Consider the following 15,372-nt stretch of genomic DNA (forward strand, 5'->3'; position numbering starts at 1 on the left):
CGCCAGCCGAACCCGCCGTTGATCAACAGGAGCCCGGCCCGCCCGCCACGGGCCCGCCCCTGCCCACCCGCCGCGGGCCCGGCCCGGCCCGCCGAAACGGCAACTCCCCTGATCGCTCACAGCGAACGCATCCGGGGGAACATCTCCAGGCCCCTTCGCATTGAGTGAGTAAAGCTCAACTTGCTTGCCGAAGGGGAGATCATGGCTTCGACGTCCACACCGCTCACTCTGCCTGTGCTGCCTCTCGATGACGAGGTCGTGCTCCCCGGCATGGTGGTGCCGCTGGACCTGTCCGACGCGGACGTACGGGCAGCGGTGGAGGCCGCCCAGGCCGCCGCCTCCTCGGGTAACAAACCGCGGGTGCTGCTTGTGCCCCGCATCGACGGGAAGTACGCGGCGATCGGCACGCTCGGACGGATCGAGCAGGTCGGGCGGCTGTCCGACGGCGATCCCGGCGCGCTGATCCGCGGCCTGGGCCGGGTGCGGATCGGTTCCGGCACCACCGGCCCCGGGGCCGCCCTCTGGGTGGAGGGCACCACCGTCGAGGAGACGGTCCCCGAGCCCCTGCCCGGTGCGGTGGCCGAACTCGCCACGGAATACAAGGCGCTGGCCACCAGCTGGCTGCGCAAGCGCGGCGCCTGGCAGGTCGTCGACCGCGTCCAGCAGATCGAGGATGTGCCGACGCTCGCCGACAACTCCGGCTACTCGCCGTTCCTGACCACCGAACAGAAGATCCGGCTGCTGGAGACCACCGATCCGGTCGCCCGCCTGAAGTACGCGACCGAGACGCTGCGCGAGCACCTCGCCGAGCAGGACGTCGCCGAGTCCATCGCCAAGGACGTCCAGGAAGGCGTCGACAAGCAGCAGCGGGAGTTCCTGCTGCGGCGCCAGCTGGAGGCGGTCCGCAAGGAGCTGGCAGAGCTCAACGGCGATCCGGAGGACGAGGGCGACGACTACCGCGCCCGCGTCGAGGCCGCCGATCTGCCCGAGGACGTCCGCAAGGCCGCCCTCAAGGAGGTCGACAAGCTGGAGCGGTCCAGCGACCAGAGCCCCGAGGGCTCCTGGATCCGCACCTGGCTGGACACCGTCCTCGAACTCCCGTGGAACGAACGGACCGAGGACGCCTACGACATCGCCGGCGCCAAGGAGATCCTGGACGCCGACCACTCCGGTCTGGAGGACGTCAAGGAGCGGATCACCGAATACCTGGCCGTCCGCAAGCGCCGGACCGAGCGGGGACTCGGGCTCGTGGGTGGCCGTCGCGGTGGCGCCGTGTTGGCGCTCGTCGGGCCGCCGGGGGTCGGAAAGACGTCGCTCGGCACATCCGTCGCCCGGGCCATGGGCCGGAAGTTCGTCCGGGTCGCGCTCGGCGGCGTCCGGGACGAGGCGGAGATCCGTGGCCACCGCCGTACGTATGTCGGCGCGCTGCCCGGCCGGATCGTCCGGGCCATCAAGGAAGCCGGGTCGATGAACCCGGTCGTCCTCCTCGACGAGATCGACAAGGTGGGCTCCGACTTCCGGGGCGACCCGGCCGCCGCCCTCCTGGAAGTCCTGGACCCGGCGCAGAACCACACCTTCCGCGACCACTACCTGGAGGTCGAACTCGACCTCAGCGATGTGGTCTTCCTGGCCACCGCCAATGTCCTCGAAGCCATCCCCGAGCCGCTGCTCGACCGTATGGAGCTGGTCCGGCTGGACGGCTACACGGAGGACGAGAAGGTCGTCATCGCCCGGGACCATCTGCTGCCCCGCCAGCTGGAGCGGGCCGGTCTGGAGCCCGGCGAGGTGACCCTGGAGGACGGGGCGCTGCGCAAGCTGGCCGGCGAATACACCCGCGAGGCGGGCGTACGGAACCTGGAGCGCGCGGTCGCCAGGCTGCTGCGCAAGGTCGCCGCACAGCACGAACTGGGGGAGCGGGAGCTGCCGTTCACGGTCGGCACGGACCAGCTGCGCCCGCTGATCGGGCGGCCGCACCACACCCCCGAGTCGGCCCAGGACCCGGCCGAGCGGCGCACCGCGGTGCCCGGCGTGGTCACCGGCCTCGCGGTCACCGGCGCCGGCGGCGATGTGCTCTACGTGGAGGCCTCGCTCGCCGATCCGGAGACCGGCGCGTCCGGGCTCCAGCTGACCGGCCAGCTCGGCGAGGTGATGAAGGAGTCCGCGCATATCGCGCTGTCGTTCCTGCGCTCCCACGGCGCGGAACTGGAGCTCCCGGTCGCCGACCTGAAGGAGCGCGGAGTGCATCTGCACGTACCGGCGGGCGCCGTTCCCAAGGACGGGCCGAGCGCGGGCGTGACGATGACGACGGCGCTGGCCTCGCTGCTGTCGGGCCGGCAGGTCCGGCCGGATGTGGCGATGACCGGTGAGGTCTCGCTGACCGGGCGGGTGCTGCCGATCGGCGGCGTCAAGCAGAAGCTGCTGGCGGCGCACCGGGCCGGCATCGGCACCGTCATCATCCCGAAGCGCAACGAACCGGACCTGGACGACGTGCCGGCCGAGATCCTCGACGCCCTGGAGGTCCACCCGGTCGCCGATGTCCGCCAGGTGCTGGAGCTGGCACTGACACCGGCGTCGAACGGGGCCGTGCCGGAGGTGGCCCCCCTCAGCGCCTGAACCCCGCACAGCGGCCGGTGCTCCCGTAGGGGAACACCGGCCGCTCGCTGCGGGAACCCGCTCAGCCGTTCGCCAGCGCGCGGAGACGGTCCAGCGCGCCGTTGAAGCGGTTGTGGTCACCGACCGTCGGGCCGGACGAGGTGTACTGCCAGATGGTGTGGAAGCCCCAGCCGGCCGGGAGTTCACCGGCCGAGGAGCCGTAGCGCGGAATCCACAGGGGGTTGACGGCGCCGAAGGCGGCGGAGTTGCCGGTGCACTGTTTCCACCAGTTGGTGGAGGTGTAGAGGACGGCGTCCCGGCCGGTGCGCGCCTTGTACGTGGCGAACCAGTCCTTCATCCAGTTGACCAGCCCGGCCGCGCTCAGCCCGTAACAGGTCGCCCCGTAGGGGTTGTACTCCATGTCGAGCGCGCCGGGCAGCGTCCTGCCGTCCTTGGACCAGCCGCCGCCGTGGTCGGCGAAGTACTTGGCCTGGGCGGCGCCGCTGGAGGTGTCGGGGGTGGCGAAGTGGTAGGCGCCGCGGATCATCCCGGTGCCGTAGGAGCCGTTGTACTGCTGCGCGAAGTACGGGTTGGTGTAGCTGGTGGACTCCGTCGCCTTGACATAGGCGAAGCGGACACCGCTGTTCCAGAGGGTCGACCAGGCGACGTTGCCGTTGTGGCTGCTGACGTCCACCCCTTCGACGGAGGCGAGCGGGGCGGCCGGCGGTGCGCCGCCGGCCGCCGTGCCCTCGTGCCGGGCGATCTGGGAACCGGCCCAGTCCTGTCCGGGGTGGCTGGGTTCCGGTGCGCGCTTCGCGGCCGCGGCGCCGGCGGTGCCGGGCAGGGCGAGGAGGAGGGAGACGAGGGTGAGCAGGATCCCGGCCACGGTCGCGAGGGAGCGTGCGGGGCGGTGGGGGGAGCCGGATCTGAGCACGGACATACGTGCCTCCGAAGATCTCGGTGGATGACCTGAGGGGGGAGGTGCTGACGGCATGGCGCAGGCGTGCTGACACGGATGTGCGAGGTGCATGACGCCGCGGCGGGATACCCGGGCCGCTTGGTATGGCCATGCCAGAAATGACGATACGCGCGTAGACCGAGGTGACAAAAGAGGGTCCGTGGGCTGCCGTTGGTCTAATCCTGCGAAATACTGGCCGAGCTGCGGCTTCGACCGCCGCCGGCAGAAACTTTCAGGTGAGGAAACGCGGGAATGGGCGCTGACGTGCACAACACCGGAGCCGATGACACGACGGCGGACGGTGAGCCGACTGGTGTGGACCACGTATTTCTCGCCCTGGAACGGGAATTGGCGGTATTTCTCCGCCGTGCCCGGGCCTCTTCCGGCGAACTGGCACGAGAGGTGCATCCCGACCTGGAACCCGCCGCGTACGGCCTCCTCGTACGGCTGGCGGACGCCGGCGCCCAGCGCGCCACCGACCTCGCCGGCTACTTCGGGGTCGGCAAGGCCACGATGAGCCGCCAGCTGCACGCCCTGGAGAAGCTCGGCCTCGTCGCCCGCGAACCGGACCCGGCGGACGGCCGCGCGGTCCTGGTGCGCCTCACCGGGGAGGGCCGCGAACGCTTCACCCGCGTCCGCACCGGCCGCCGCGCCCGGTACGCCCGCCGCCTGGCCTCCTGGGACCGCGGCGAGGTCGCCGAACTCGCCCGTCTGCTGCACCGGCTGAACGCGGAGCAGGAGGGCGACGAGGTGTAGGGCGCGTCCGCAGAGTCCCGTCCGGCTCGCGCGGACACCGGCACCTCACCGCATCCGTCCTGGCCACAGCCGTGATGGCCGCCGCCGGACCCGCACCGCCGCGAGGCCGTTCCCACCTGGCGGGAAAACATGCCCGGCCCGTCCGTGGTTGTCACGGCGCCACAAAAATCACCGCCGCATCGTCCCGCGCCTTGCCGCGCGGAAACGCCGCGCACGCCGGGTCCGCCGCCTCCGCGGCCCGCACCCGGTCGATCAGCGCCTGCGGGCCCTGTCCGGACACCAGGGCCACACAGTCCGCCCAGGACCCTTCCCGGAAGACCTCCACCCAGCGGCTCGCACCGTCGCTGAGCGCGGTCAGGGAGCGGACATCGGCGCGCGGGGTACTGCCGGTCACCGCGCGGGCGGCCACCGCCGGATCGGCGGCCGCGGTGAAGAAGCCGCCCTCCGCGTTGCGCAGCGCCTCGACCGCCCGGCCGTACTCCCGGCCCGCCGCGGCCCGTTCCGCCGAGCCGCGGGGCAGCGCCCGTACGGCGGCCCGCAGCTCCCGGACCGCGGGCGGCAGTTCGTCCAGCCGCGGGTCGAGCACCGGATCCACCGAGCCGTCGGCCCGTTCCAGCAGCAGCACCGAATCGGACAGGACGAGGTGCTCGACGGTGACCCCGGACCATCGCGCGGCGATCACGGTTGCCTGCGGAGTGCGGACGTGAGAAAGGTCACAGGAGTCCCGGTGGTCGTCGGCCGTCCGGGAGATGGCCGCGGCGAGAGCCTCAGCCAGCGTCATATCCCGGTGTGAAACCGACAGTTCGAGCATTGCGCCGCCGAGCCGCGCGGTGAACCACGGCACCCCGTGGACGCAGCCGTAGTCCTCCTCCGGTGGCGTCACGCCGTCCAGCAGGACCAGAGCTCCGCCCCGGCCGGAAGCCGGCAGGGCTACCGATGCGTAGTCCTCGTTTGGGTGTTGGGGGTCGCCCGGCTCGGTGGCGAGTGCGATGTGCATACCCGGAAGTCTGCCGGAGGCGGGGGTCACGGCCCGGCCGGCGGGCGCCCGCGGCGGCGTCGGAGGCCGGGCGGGGTGGGGGCTTACCGACGGTAGGAGCCCCCGGGCCGGCGGCGTGCGGGCGGGCATCTTTCCAGGACCGGGACGCATCTCCAAACCCGTTCGGGGGTTGCGCGGGCTCGCGGCCGAAAACACCGGCGCACGGAAGTTGATGGTCAAACTCCGAGTGATGTTCACTCGTTCAGGTGGCCGGGCATGTGTTGCCGAGCCACTGCGCGGCGCCGGTGGAATGGTCGTTGCCCGAATCATGGGGTGAGGTCGGGACATCGTCGCGACGCGCAGAGCCGGGCTGTTTCCCTTCGCGGAAGTGTGCGCTGCTGCGGTCTTCGCGCAGGTCCGCTCCGCGAGCGGAGAGCGAGCCGGGTCCGCGACGCCATTTGGGCGTGAGCAGGCGAGACAGGAATGCGAGCAGCGGTGCGGAAGATGCGGCTTCGAGGCGGCGCAGGGAAGCCGGGTTCACCGGCCGGTTCGATCCCGGGACCGGGATCGGCTCCTGGTAAGGGTCCCGACGCGAAGGGCGGTCCGGACGCGACGGGCCGTGGCGAGAGCCCCACGGGACGGCGTCCCGCGCGGGTGCGCAATCGGCTCGTCGGGGCGGTGGCCGTCGTGGCCGCCGCTGTCATCGGCTCCGGCGTCCCCGGTCTGACGGCGACCGCCGACGAGGCCAACACCGGCCAGCAGCTGGTCGATCTGGCCGAACTGAACGCCCGAGCCATCGCGCTCGCGCACTCCCTCGCCGATGAACGCGACGGTATGACCGCGTATGCCGCCACCGGGCGGGGCGGCCGGACCGCCCCGAGGGCGGGCGCCGCCGGGGCCGACGCGGCCGCGGCCTCCCGGGCCCAGCGCACCCGTGTGGACCGGCAGATCGACGAGCTGCGCTCCGAGGCCCAGGACGCCACGGGCGACACCGCCGTGTACCGGGCCGCCGCCAAGGCGCTGGCCGCCCTGCCGCAAACCCGTCAAAAGGCGCTGTCCGGGCCCACATCGGCCGAGCAGATCTACGGCGCCTATACCGAGGCACTCCAGGCACTCGGTGCGATCAGCGACGACATCGCCCGCCAACTGCCGGCCCGCGCGGACTCCGCCGATGCCGACACCCGCGCGCTGCCCGTCCTCGGCCGCGCCACCGAACAGGCCGCGGGCACCCGCGCGCTGCTGCTCGCCGGGCTCGGCGCGGGCGGCAGCCAGCCCCGGCTGACCGCCCTGGCCCAGGTCGCCCACCTCCGCGAACAGGGCGCGCTGGGCGACTTCCAGCAGACCGCGAGCCAGGCCGCCCGGGACCGCTACGACCGCACCGTCACCGGCGCGGACGTCAACACCGCCGAGCGCTATCTGACCCGGCTGACCGACCAGCCCCGGCTGGACGCCCTCGATCTGCGGCTCAACCACCGGCGGGTCCAGCAGACCCTCACCACCCGCCTCGGTCTGATGCGGGGCGTCGAATCCGCCATGGCCACCGCCGACATCCAGCGGCTCGGTGCGCTGCGCGACGACGAGGTGACGGAGCTGGAGATCCGCATCGGTCTGGAAGCGCTGTGCCTGCTGCTGGCCGTCGGTGCCGGGGTGTGGGCCGCCCGCTCGCTGACCCAGCCGCTCGCGGCGCTGCGGATCGGCGCCAAGCGGGTGGCCGAGGACCCCGCGCACGAGGAGCCCATCACCTACAAGGGCCGCAACGACGAATTCGCCGCCGCCGTACGGTCCGTCAACGCGCTGCACGCCCAGGTCGGCGAGCTGGCGCGGCGCACCTCCGAGCTGGAGGGCGAGCGCAAGCGGCTGGTCGGCGGCCGGCAGCGGCTGGTCGCCGAGCGCGAGGTGCTCCAGGAGCAGGGCGAGACGCTCAAGGAGGAGATCGCCGATCTCACCGAGCGGCTGGCGGCCCTGCACAGCGGGGTGCACGGCCGGTTCGTCAACCTCTCGCTGCGCACTCTCGGGCTCGTGGAGCGCCAGCTCGGCGTCATCGAGTCGCTGGAGGAGAGCGAGCAGGACCCGGAGCGGCTGGAAACCCTCTTCAAGCTGGACCACTTCGCCGCGCGGATGCGCCGTAACAGCGAGAATCTCCTCGTCCTCGCGGGCGCGGAACAGCACAGCACCAACCACCAGGGCCCGGTGCCGCTGCTGGACGTGCTGCGCGCCGCGATCAGCGAGATCGAGCGCTACGACCGGGTGCGCATCCAGTCGCTGCCGCCGCACTCGCAGGTCGCCGGGTTCGCTGCGGACGACCTCAGCCACCTGGTCGCCGAACTCCTGGAGAACGCCACCGGGTTCTCGCCGCCGAACGCCCATGTGGAGCTGTCCGGCTGGCTGCTGGAGAGCGGTGAGGTCATGCTCTCGGTCCAGGACGAGGGCATAGGGATGACCTCGGAGCGGATGGCCGAGCTCAACGAGCGGCTGGCGGACGTCGACGCCGCCTCGTCCTCGGAGACCATCGACGAGGCGCTGGGCCTCGGGCTGTACGTCGTGGTGCGGCTGGCCGCCCGGCACGGCGTCCGGGTCCAGCTGCGGGACGCCAAGCAGGGCGGCGTCACCGCCGTCGTCGTGCTGCCCGGCTCGATCCTGCCCACCCGCCCGGCCCCGTCGGCCGCCCCGGCCACCGCGTCCCGGGACGTGGCACACACCCCGAGCCTGCCCGGCTCGGTCGCCGAGGCGAACTCCAACGCGCTGCCGACCCGGGCCGCGCGGCCCGAACCGGCGGCGGAGGAGGGCGCTGCGGCCCCCACCGCGCCCCCGGCCCAGGGCGCGCCGGGCACCGACGGGCCCGACGCCGCACCGGCCACCGGCCAGCAGGGCACCCCGGGCGCGGACCCGGCGCCCGTCGCCGACCCGTTCGTCGCCGCAGCGGAACGCGCTATCGACGCCGCCGGACTCGGCGCCCCGGACGAACCCGCCCCGGCGCCCGCCGTGCAGCAGCCGTCCGGCCCCACCACCCACGCCGCGTCCCAAGCGAGCCCGTACGGCCCCGAGTCGCCCGGCCCGTACGGTGCCACCACCAGCGGCAGCGGCGAGCACGTACGGCCTGAGGAGGAGCCGCGCCCGGCCGCCGACCCGGCGCCCAAGGGCACCGGCCGGCACGCCGCCCCGGCCGCCGGGCCCACCGCGTCCGACGCGCCCGCGGCCGACCCGTACGCCATCGGTCCGGACCAGCACACGCATGCCGGGACGGACGCGGCACCCACGGACGCGGTGGCACCCGCCGACGCGTCCCCGGCCGGTACACCGGCCGACCCACAGACCGCTGCCGCCCCGTCCGCGGGGAAGCAGCGGACGACCATGGGGCTGCCCAAGCGCACGCCCAAGGTCGTGGCGCAGCAACAGGCGCCCGCCGCCCCGCGCAAGAGCGGAGCGGCCAACGCCGAGGCGCTGCGGCGCCGGCTCGGCGGATTTCAGGCGGGGGCGCGAGTCGGCCGACGTGACGTCGAGGCCGAGATCGCGGAACGTACAACGGAGCAGACCATCCCACAGACGGACACCGACGGAGCGGGGGCCCCGGGAGAGAGCCACGTTGTCGAGGAGGCACGCGATTGAAAGCGCAAGCGCCCACTGCTTATGGACAAGGCCTGAGCAGCCAGGCACAGAACCTGCACTGGCTGCTGACCAACCTGGTGGACGAGGTGCCGGGCATCCGCTCGGTCGCGGTGGTCTCCTCCGACGGTCTGCTGCTGCTGTCGTCCGACCCGGACCAGGCGGACGAGGCAGCGGCACGGCCGGACGGGGGTGACGGTCCCCGGGGGTCCAGCGCGGACCTGGCCACCATCGTGTCCGGACTCGGCAGCCTCACCAACGGCGCCGCGAAGCTCATGGACGGCGGGCCGGTCAAGCAGACGATGATCACGATGGACGAAGGCAGCGTGTTCGTCATGTCGATCAGCGACGGTTCGCTGCTCGGCGTGCACGCCACCCCGGACTGCGACATGAACGTCATCGCCTACCACATGGCGCTGTTCGTCGGCCGGGCCGGCCATGTCCTCACCCCCGAACTCCGCAGCGAATTGCGCCAGTCGATGGAGAACGTCCAGTGACTAGTCCCAAACTCCCCGTACGTGGGGACCGGAAACCCGCGCGGGTGCGGCCGTACTCGCTCACCGGCGGCCGGACGCGCTTCGGCCATGTGCTGCTGGTCGAGACGTTCGTGGCGGCGCTGGAGGCGCCCGAGGAGCGCCGCGAGCTCACCTCCGGCGGCTGGGGTGACCGGGTGATGCCGGAGATGCGGGCGATCGTCGAACTGTGCCGCCGGATGCGCTCGGTCGCGGAGATCTCCGCGCTCCTCAAGATGCCGCTGGGCGTGGTCCGGGTACTGCTCAGTGACCTCGCCGACCAGGGAAAGATTCGCGTCTACGGCACCGGGCACGGCTCCGGCCGGCCCGACCGCGCGCTGCTCGAAAGGGTGCTGAGTGGACTTCACAGGCTCTGACACGATATCGGCCGGGCCGACGGCGACCACCGGTTCCGTGGGTCGGGCCGACCCGTCGGCCACGGCCGCCGACGCGGGGCTACAGAGCTGGCAGACGGACCGTTCGCGGGCGCCGATCGCCACCAAGATCGTGGTGGCGGGCGGCTTCGGCGTCGGCAAGACCACGTTCGTCGGATCGGTCTCGGAGATCACCCCGCTCCAGACCGAAGCGGTGATGACGCAGGCCAGCGCCGACACGGACGATCTGACCGCCACCCCGGAGAAGACCACGACCACGGTCGCGATGGACTTCGGGCGGATCACCCTCGACCAGGAACTGGTGCTGTACCTGTTCGGCACGCCCGGCCAGCAGCGCTTCTGGTTCATGTGGGACGACCTGGTGCGTGGTGCGATCGGCGCGATCGTGATGGCTGACACCCGGCGTCTGGAGGACTGTTTCCCGGCGCTCGACTACTTCGAGAGCTGCGGACTGCCGTATGTCGTCGCGGTCAACCACTTCGAAGGGACCGAGGCGTACGCCGTCGAGCATGTCCGCGACGCGCTGACCGTGCCGCCGCAGGTACCGGTCGTGATCATGGACGCCCGGGAGCGGCCCACGGTGATCAAGTCGCTGCTCGCGCTGGTCGGCCACGCACTGGAGACCACACCGGAGTAACCGGTGGGTAAGGTCTCGCCCCTCCCCCCACTCCCCGAACCACCAGCAGTAATAGAGAAGAGCCCCGCCATGCGGAAAATACTCATCGTCGGAGCCGGCCAGTCCGGTCTCCAGCTTGCCCTGGGCCTCCAGTCGCAGGGCTATGAGGTCACCCTCATGTCCAACCGCACCGCCGACGAGATCCGTGCCGGGCGGGTCATGTCGACGCAGTGCATGTTCGACACCGCGCTCCAGCACGAGCGCGACCTCCAGATCAACTTCTGGGAGAGCCAGGCCCCGCGCATCGAGGGCCTCGGCGTCTCGGTCGCCGCGCCCGGCAGCCATGAGGCGCCGGAGGGCTCGCAGCGGGCCATCGACTGGGTGGGCAAGCTGGACGGCTACGCCCAGTCCGTCGACCAGCGGGTGAAGATGGCCGGCTGGATGGAGACCTTCGCGCAGCGCGGCGGCCAGCTCGTCATCCATGGCGCGGCCGTCTCCGACCTCGACTTCTTCGCCAGCCGCTACGACCTGACGATGGTGTCGGCCGGCAAGGGCGAGCTGGTGTCCATGTTCGGCCGCGACGCCGGGCGCTCCCCGTACGACGCCCCGCAGCGCGCGCTGGCCGTCGCCTACGTGCACGGTCTGGGCCCGCGCCCCGAGCACCCCGACTACGACGCGGTGCGCTGCAACCTGGTGCCCGGCGTCGGCGAGCTGTTCGTGATGCCGACGTACACCACCTCCGGCCGCGCCGACATCCTCTTCTGGGAGGGCATACCCGGCGGCCCGCTGGACGCCTTCCAGGGCGTCAAGGACCCCGAGGAGCACCTCGCCGTCACGCTGGAACTGATGGAGAAGTTCCTGCCCTGGGAGTACGCCCGCGCCACCAAGGTCGAACTGACCGACGCCAACGGCACGCTGGCCGGCCGCTACGCTCCCACCGTGCGCAACCCCGTCGGCCGGCTGCCCTCCGGCGGTCTGGTGCTCGGCGTCGCGGATGTCGTGGTCGCCAACGACCCGATCACCGGCCAGGGCTCCAACTCGGCCTCCAAGTGCGCCGCCTCCTACCTCGCCTCCATCGTGGAGCGCGGGGACCAGCCCTTCGACGGGGACTGGATGCGGACCGCCTTCGAGCGGTACTGGACCACCGCCCAGCACGTCACCAAGTGGACGAACGCGATGCTGGCGCCGCCGCCGGAGCACATCCTGAACCTCATCGGCGCGGCCGGGCAGCTTCAGCCCGTAGCCGACCGGTTCGCCAACGGCTTCAACGACCCGTCGGACTTCGAGAACTTCTTCTACGACCCGGAGAAGACGAATGCGTATCTCGCTTCGCTGACGGGCTGACGTCCGCCCACGGCGGTGCTGTCCGCCCCACGTGGTCGGGTGGCACCGCCGTGCCGGTTCTCCCCGCCTTCGGCGGGGAGGGGTGTTGTTTCGGGCTGCTGCGGCGCGGGTTTCGTTGTGGTGGCGGTGGCGGGCCTCCGGGGGTGGTGTGCGGGACTGCTTCGCTTTACGTCCCGCACACCACCCCCTCCGGCCCGCCACCTCACGTGGGTGCCGCGGCTGCCCGTGGTGGGGGTGGGCGTGGGCTTCAGTGGTGCCTGCGCCAAGGCCACTTGGGTCCAGTGGAGGGTGTTCCGGCCGGGTCGTACTCGTACTTCCAGCCGCTGGGCAGGCCGAGGCGGCCCACCCGGGCCGGGACGCGCCGGTAGAAGTGGACGGTCGGGGGGCGGCCGTCGTCGTGGGGTTCGGGCACCTCGTACGTCTTGGGCGGCTGGCCTGTCATGCCGACCAGTACGGGCAGGACCCGGCCGTCCAGCGGGCCGCCGACGAAGAGGGTGTTCTCGCTTCTCACGTCCTCAGTGTCACACCGGCCCGGCCCGGTGGCGGCTCACAGCAGATGCGCGGCGTCGCTCACGACGGGCAGGGCGCGGCGGGCCAGATCGCCGGCCGGACCGTCGGAGGTCTCCAGCTTCAGTGCCGCGCGGGTCACCCGGGCGGTCTGGGGGTCCCCGGCCGCGGTCGCGGTCAGCAGCGCGATGAAGTGGTCGACCAGCCAGTTCCGCAGCTCGTCGAGGCCCGGCTGCTTGTCCTCGTCGAGCCAGATCAGCGAGGCGGCCTCGACCGCGGTGATCCACATCCGGACGGTCATCCGCAGCCGCAGGCCCGGCTCCGGTTCGCCCAGGTGCCGCAGGATCTGATCGGCCGCGGCCCGCCGTACCTCGTCGACGATCGCGGTCGTACGGGTGGTCTCCACGACGCTGCCGCCCTGGAGGAGCGCGCTGAACCCGGCGTCGTGCTCGTCGACGAACGCCAAGTAGCGGTCCAGCGCACGGGACAGCCGCTGGGTGAGCGGTCCGGTGTCCGGCTCGGCGAAGCAGCGCTCCAGGATGTCGGCCGCGCTGCGCAGCGCGGCCTCGTACAACTGCTGCTTGCCGCCGGGGAAGTAGCGGTAGACGAGCGGCCGGGAGACCCCGGCGGCCAGGGCGACATCGTCCAGGGAGACGTCCTCGGGCGCGCGCTGGGCGAACAGGTCCAGCGCGGCGGTGAGCAATTGGCTGCGACGCTGCTCCACGCTCAGCCTGCGATAAGCGGGTCGGGGTACAGCTGGGGCGGTGCCGGGGCCGTTCATGAACAGCAGCGTAACCGGCCCGGATGTCGGCTCGTACAGGTGCTCGGGGTGTACCGGGTCCATGCCGTCCGCTTCAGGCCAGCAGACCCGAGCTGCGCCACAACCTGCGGCCCATACCGCGCAGTACGCCGATCTCGTCGAGGAAGTCGGTCAGCCGCCGGGCGCCGGACTGCATCACCTCGCGGCGGTGGCCACTGGCCTTGACCTGGGCTACGGCCTCCCGCCTGTCCAGCCCGACGTGGGTGTACACGTCCGGATTGACGAAGGCGAGGGAGAACACCCGGGCCGCCTCGCCGGAGCTGATCCGGGTCAACTCCCGCTCCCAGCGCGGCGCGGTGACCATCTGGCGGCGCAGCTCCTCGCGGGCGTAGCGCACATGCCGGGCCTCCTCGACGACATGGATACGGGTCACCCCGCGCACGATCGTCTGCACCCGCTCGTCCGGGAAGGTCAGCCGCTGCATCCAGTCCAGGATCTCCTCGCCGAGCAGTGTGCAGGCGAACGACCCCGGGGTGGTGGATACCGTCTTGAGCACACGGGCGAGGTTGTGGTTGAGCCGGGAGACCGGATACGCCGGTGCGCCGCCCTTCTGGATCATGCGCGCGAACATCTTGGAGTGCCGGCACTCATCGGCGATCTCGGTGAGCGCGTAGCGGACATGGGCGCTGGTCACCGGCTTGTCGTAGATGTGCCGGACGAGCAGCTGCATCAGGATGATCTCGAACCAGATGCCCAGCGAGGCGAGCGAGGCGGCCTCGTGCCGGGACAGGTCCTGCTGCTGCTCCAGGGACATCTTCCGCCAGAGCGGGGTGTCGTAGAGCGAGACCAGCTCCGGCGGCCAGAACCACTTGCCGTCCTCCAGGGGCGCGTCCCAGTCGAGTTCGGTGTCGGGGTCGAAGGAGTGCTTGGCGGAGGAGTCGAGCAGTCGCTCGGCGACCTGTTCCCGGTCCTTGAGCAGACCGAGGGCGTCCCGCAGCACTTCGGTGTCCGTCTCGGTCATCGCGGTGGGCGCGCTCGTCATGGCTGTGGCTACCTCGCTCTGGGGGTCGGGGGCTGTCCTCCCCGTGGTCATCTCTTATGAGACTGCGTGTCAGTAAGCTCGTCAATCCCCCGTGCACGACTTATTGACCCGTCGGTAAGGAACGTGTGAGCCTGCCAACGACCGCCCATGACAAGGCGTTTGGCGACCCCAGGAGGCGTCCGTGCCGACCCGAGATCTCTATGTGCAGGACCCAGGCGACCCCGTCTGGAAGGTGCCCGCCTCCGGTGCGGCCCGCTTCAGCTGGGACTACGACGACGGACGCGAACGGCTGCTCGCGCTCTACCAGAAGGGCAAGGACAAGCAGTGGGACGCCAATCTGCGGATCGACTGGGGGCTGGAGGTGGACCCCCAGGACCCGCTCGGCACCCCGGATGAGTCCATGTCCCTGTACGGCACCAAGTACTGGGACAAAATGACCGAGAAGGACCGAGGTGATCTGCGCCGGCACTACACCTCCTGGCAGTTCAGCCAGTTTCTGCACGGCGAGCAGGGCGCGATGGTGTGCGCGGCGCGGATCGTCGAATCCGTTCCGGACCTCGACGCGAAGTTCTACTCCGCCACCCAGACCATGGACGAGGCGCGGCACGCCGAGATATACAGCCGTTTCCTCCAGGAAAAGATCGGGATGCTCTACCCGGTCAACGACAACCTCCAGGCGCTGCTTTCCGACACCCTCAAGGATTCACGCTGGGACATGCCGTACCTCGGCATGCAGGTGCTGATCGAGGGCCTGGCGCTGGCCGCCTTCGGCATGATCCGCGACACCACCACCAAACCGCTGCCCCAGCAGATCCTCGCGTACGTCATGCAGGACGAGGCGCGCCATGTCGCCTTCGGGCGCATGGCGCTGCGCGACTACTACAAGCAGCTCACCGATGCCGAACTGCGCGAACGCGAGGAATTCGTCATCGAGGGCTGCTATTTGATGCGCGACCGGCTGCGCGGTCTGGAAGTCCTGGAGAACTTCGGCATTCCGCACGACGAAGCCGCCGAATTCACTGAGAACTCCGAATTCCTGCACCTCTTCCGCAAGCTGCTCTTCAGCCGCATCGTGCCCTGCGTGAAGGACATCGGCCTGTGGGGCGAACGCCTCCAGCGCGCCTATGTCGACATGGGCGTCTTCGAGATGGGCGATTCCAACCTCGACCTCCTCATGGCCCAGGACGAGGAACTCGCGGAGAAGCTGGACGCCGAGCGCTTCGTGGCCGAGGAGGAGGCCCGTACGGCCGAGGTCGCAGCGGCCATCGAGCAGGGCGCGGAGGACTGACCGCCGGGCGGCCGGACCTCCGC

At 71.3% G+C, this 15,372-nt stretch carries 13 protein-coding genes; 8 read left to right on the top strand and 5 right to left on the bottom strand.

Annotated features, from left to right (window positions below; translation table 11 throughout):
• Window positions 1–201 precede the first annotated feature (201 nt).
• Complete coding sequence (gene lon, locus CP981_RS26440; protein ID WP_085922897.1) at window positions 202–2,613, top strand: endopeptidase La; 2,412 nt, start codon at window positions 202–204, stop codon at window positions 2,611–2,613.
• Between the two features lie 61 nt (window positions 2,614–2,674).
• Here the strand turns inward: lon and CP981_RS26445 are convergent, their stop codons facing one another.
• Window positions 2,675–3,532, bottom strand: a complete 858-nt coding sequence (locus tag CP981_RS26445) for a lysozyme (RefSeq protein WP_085922898.1) — start codon at window positions 3,530–3,532, stop codon at window positions 2,675–2,677.
• A gap of 270 nt (window positions 3,533–3,802) precedes the next feature.
• Here CP981_RS26445 and CP981_RS26450 point away from each other — a divergent pair, with 270 nt between their 5' ends.
• Complete coding sequence (locus CP981_RS26450) at window positions 3,803–4,306, top strand: MarR family winged helix-turn-helix transcriptional regulator (protein WP_085922899.1); 504 nt, start codon at window positions 3,803–3,805, stop codon at window positions 4,304–4,306.
• A gap of 151 nt (window positions 4,307–4,457) precedes the next feature.
• On the opposite strand, the gene CP981_RS26455 is transcribed toward CP981_RS26450, so the two are convergent.
• Window positions 4,458–5,303 carry a protein phosphatase 2C domain-containing protein gene (locus CP981_RS26455; protein ID WP_085922900.1) on the bottom strand — a complete coding sequence of 282 codons (846 nt, stop codon included), beginning with the start codon at window positions 5,301–5,303 and terminating at the stop codon, window positions 4,458–4,460.
• Window positions 5,304–5,936: 633 nt separating this feature from the next.
• Between CP981_RS26455 and CP981_RS26460 the strand changes: the two genes are divergently transcribed.
• From CP981_RS26460 to CP981_RS26480, 5 genes are all read left to right on the top strand, one after another.
• The gene (locus tag CP981_RS26460) at window positions 5,937–8,888 is read left to right on the top strand and encodes a nitrate- and nitrite sensing domain-containing protein (protein ID WP_085922901.1); all 2,952 of its coding nucleotides are present in this window, start codon (window positions 5,937–5,939) and stop codon (window positions 8,886–8,888) included.
• Window positions 8,885–9,382, top strand: a complete 498-nt coding sequence (locus tag CP981_RS26465; RefSeq protein WP_085922902.1) for a roadblock/LC7 domain-containing protein — start codon at window positions 8,885–8,887, stop codon at window positions 9,380–9,382. The genes CP981_RS26460 and CP981_RS26465 overlap by 4 nt, the downstream gene beginning before the upstream one ends.
• On the top strand, window positions 9,379–9,774 hold the full coding sequence (locus CP981_RS26470) for a DUF742 domain-containing protein (protein ID WP_085922903.1): 396 nt from the start codon (window positions 9,379–9,381) through the stop codon (window positions 9,772–9,774). Before CP981_RS26465 ends, CP981_RS26470 begins: the two co-directional genes overlap by 4 nt.
• Window positions 9,775–9,811: 37 nt before the next feature.
• Window positions 9,812–10,429: a GTP-binding protein gene (locus tag CP981_RS26475; RefSeq protein ID WP_085922904.1), complete on the top strand. Its 618-nt coding sequence runs from the start codon at window positions 9,812–9,814 to the stop codon at window positions 10,427–10,429.
• Between the two features lie 69 nt (window positions 10,430–10,498).
• A complete protein-coding gene (locus CP981_RS26480) occupies window positions 10,499–11,752 on the top strand; it encodes a styrene monooxygenase/indole monooxygenase family protein (protein WP_085922905.1) in 1,254 nt (417 codons plus the stop codon).
• Window positions 11,753–11,999: 247 nt separating this feature from the next.
• Here CP981_RS26480 and CP981_RS26485 read toward each other — a convergent pair whose 3' ends face one another.
• The 3 genes from CP981_RS26485 to CP981_RS26495 all read right to left on the bottom strand — a co-directional run bounded on the left by CP981_RS26485 (window position 12,000) and on the right by CP981_RS26495 (window position 14,061).
• Window positions 12,000–12,263, bottom strand: a complete 264-nt coding sequence (locus tag CP981_RS26485) for a hypothetical protein (RefSeq protein ID WP_085922906.1) — start codon at window positions 12,261–12,263, stop codon at window positions 12,000–12,002.
• Between the two features lie 36 nt (window positions 12,264–12,299).
• A complete protein-coding gene (locus tag CP981_RS26490; protein ID WP_085923016.1) occupies window positions 12,300–13,040 on the bottom strand; it encodes a TetR/AcrR family transcriptional regulator in 741 nt (246 codons plus the stop codon).
• Window positions 13,041–13,113: 73 nt separating this feature from the next.
• On the bottom strand, window positions 13,114–14,061 hold the full coding sequence (locus CP981_RS26495) for an AurF N-oxygenase family protein (RefSeq protein ID WP_085922907.1): 948 nt from the start codon (window positions 14,059–14,061) through the stop codon (window positions 13,114–13,116).
• A gap of 181 nt (window positions 14,062–14,242) precedes the next feature.
• On the opposite strand from CP981_RS26495, the gene CP981_RS26500 reads away from it, so the two are divergent.
• Window positions 14,243–15,349: a ferritin-like domain-containing protein gene (locus tag CP981_RS26500; protein WP_085922908.1), complete on the top strand. Its 1,107-nt coding sequence runs from the start codon at window positions 14,243–14,245 to the stop codon at window positions 15,347–15,349.
• Window positions 15,350–15,372: the final 23 nt, after the last annotated feature.

The organism is Streptomyces platensis, from assembly GCF_008704855.1.
GTDB lineage: Bacteria > Actinomycetota > Actinomycetes > Streptomycetales > Streptomycetaceae > Streptomyces > Streptomyces platensis.

Coding starts and splice junctions, on each gene's coding strand:
- lon (WP_085922897.1), top strand. CDS start 202: ATGGCTTCGACGTCCACACCGCTCACTCTGCCTGTGCTGCCTCTCGAT.
- CP981_RS26445 (WP_085922898.1), bottom strand. CDS start 3,532: ATGTCCGTGCTCAGATCCGGCTCCCCCCACCGCCCCGCACGCTCCCTC.
- CP981_RS26450 (WP_085922899.1), top strand. CDS start 3,803: ATGGGCGCTGACGTGCACAACACCGGAGCCGATGACACGACGGCGGAC.
- CP981_RS26455 (WP_085922900.1), bottom strand. CDS start 5,303: ATGCACATCGCACTCGCCACCGAGCCGGGCGACCCCCAACACCCAAAC.
- CP981_RS26480 (WP_085922905.1), top strand. CDS start 10,499: ATGCGGAAAATACTCATCGTCGGAGCCGGCCAGTCCGGTCTCCAGCTT.
- CP981_RS26490 (WP_085923016.1), bottom strand. CDS start 13,040: ATGAACGGCCCCGGCACCGCCCCAGCTGTACCCCGACCCGCTTATCGC.
- CP981_RS26495 (WP_085922907.1), bottom strand. CDS start 14,061: ATGACGAGCGCGCCCACCGCGATGACCGAGACGGACACCGAAGTGCTG.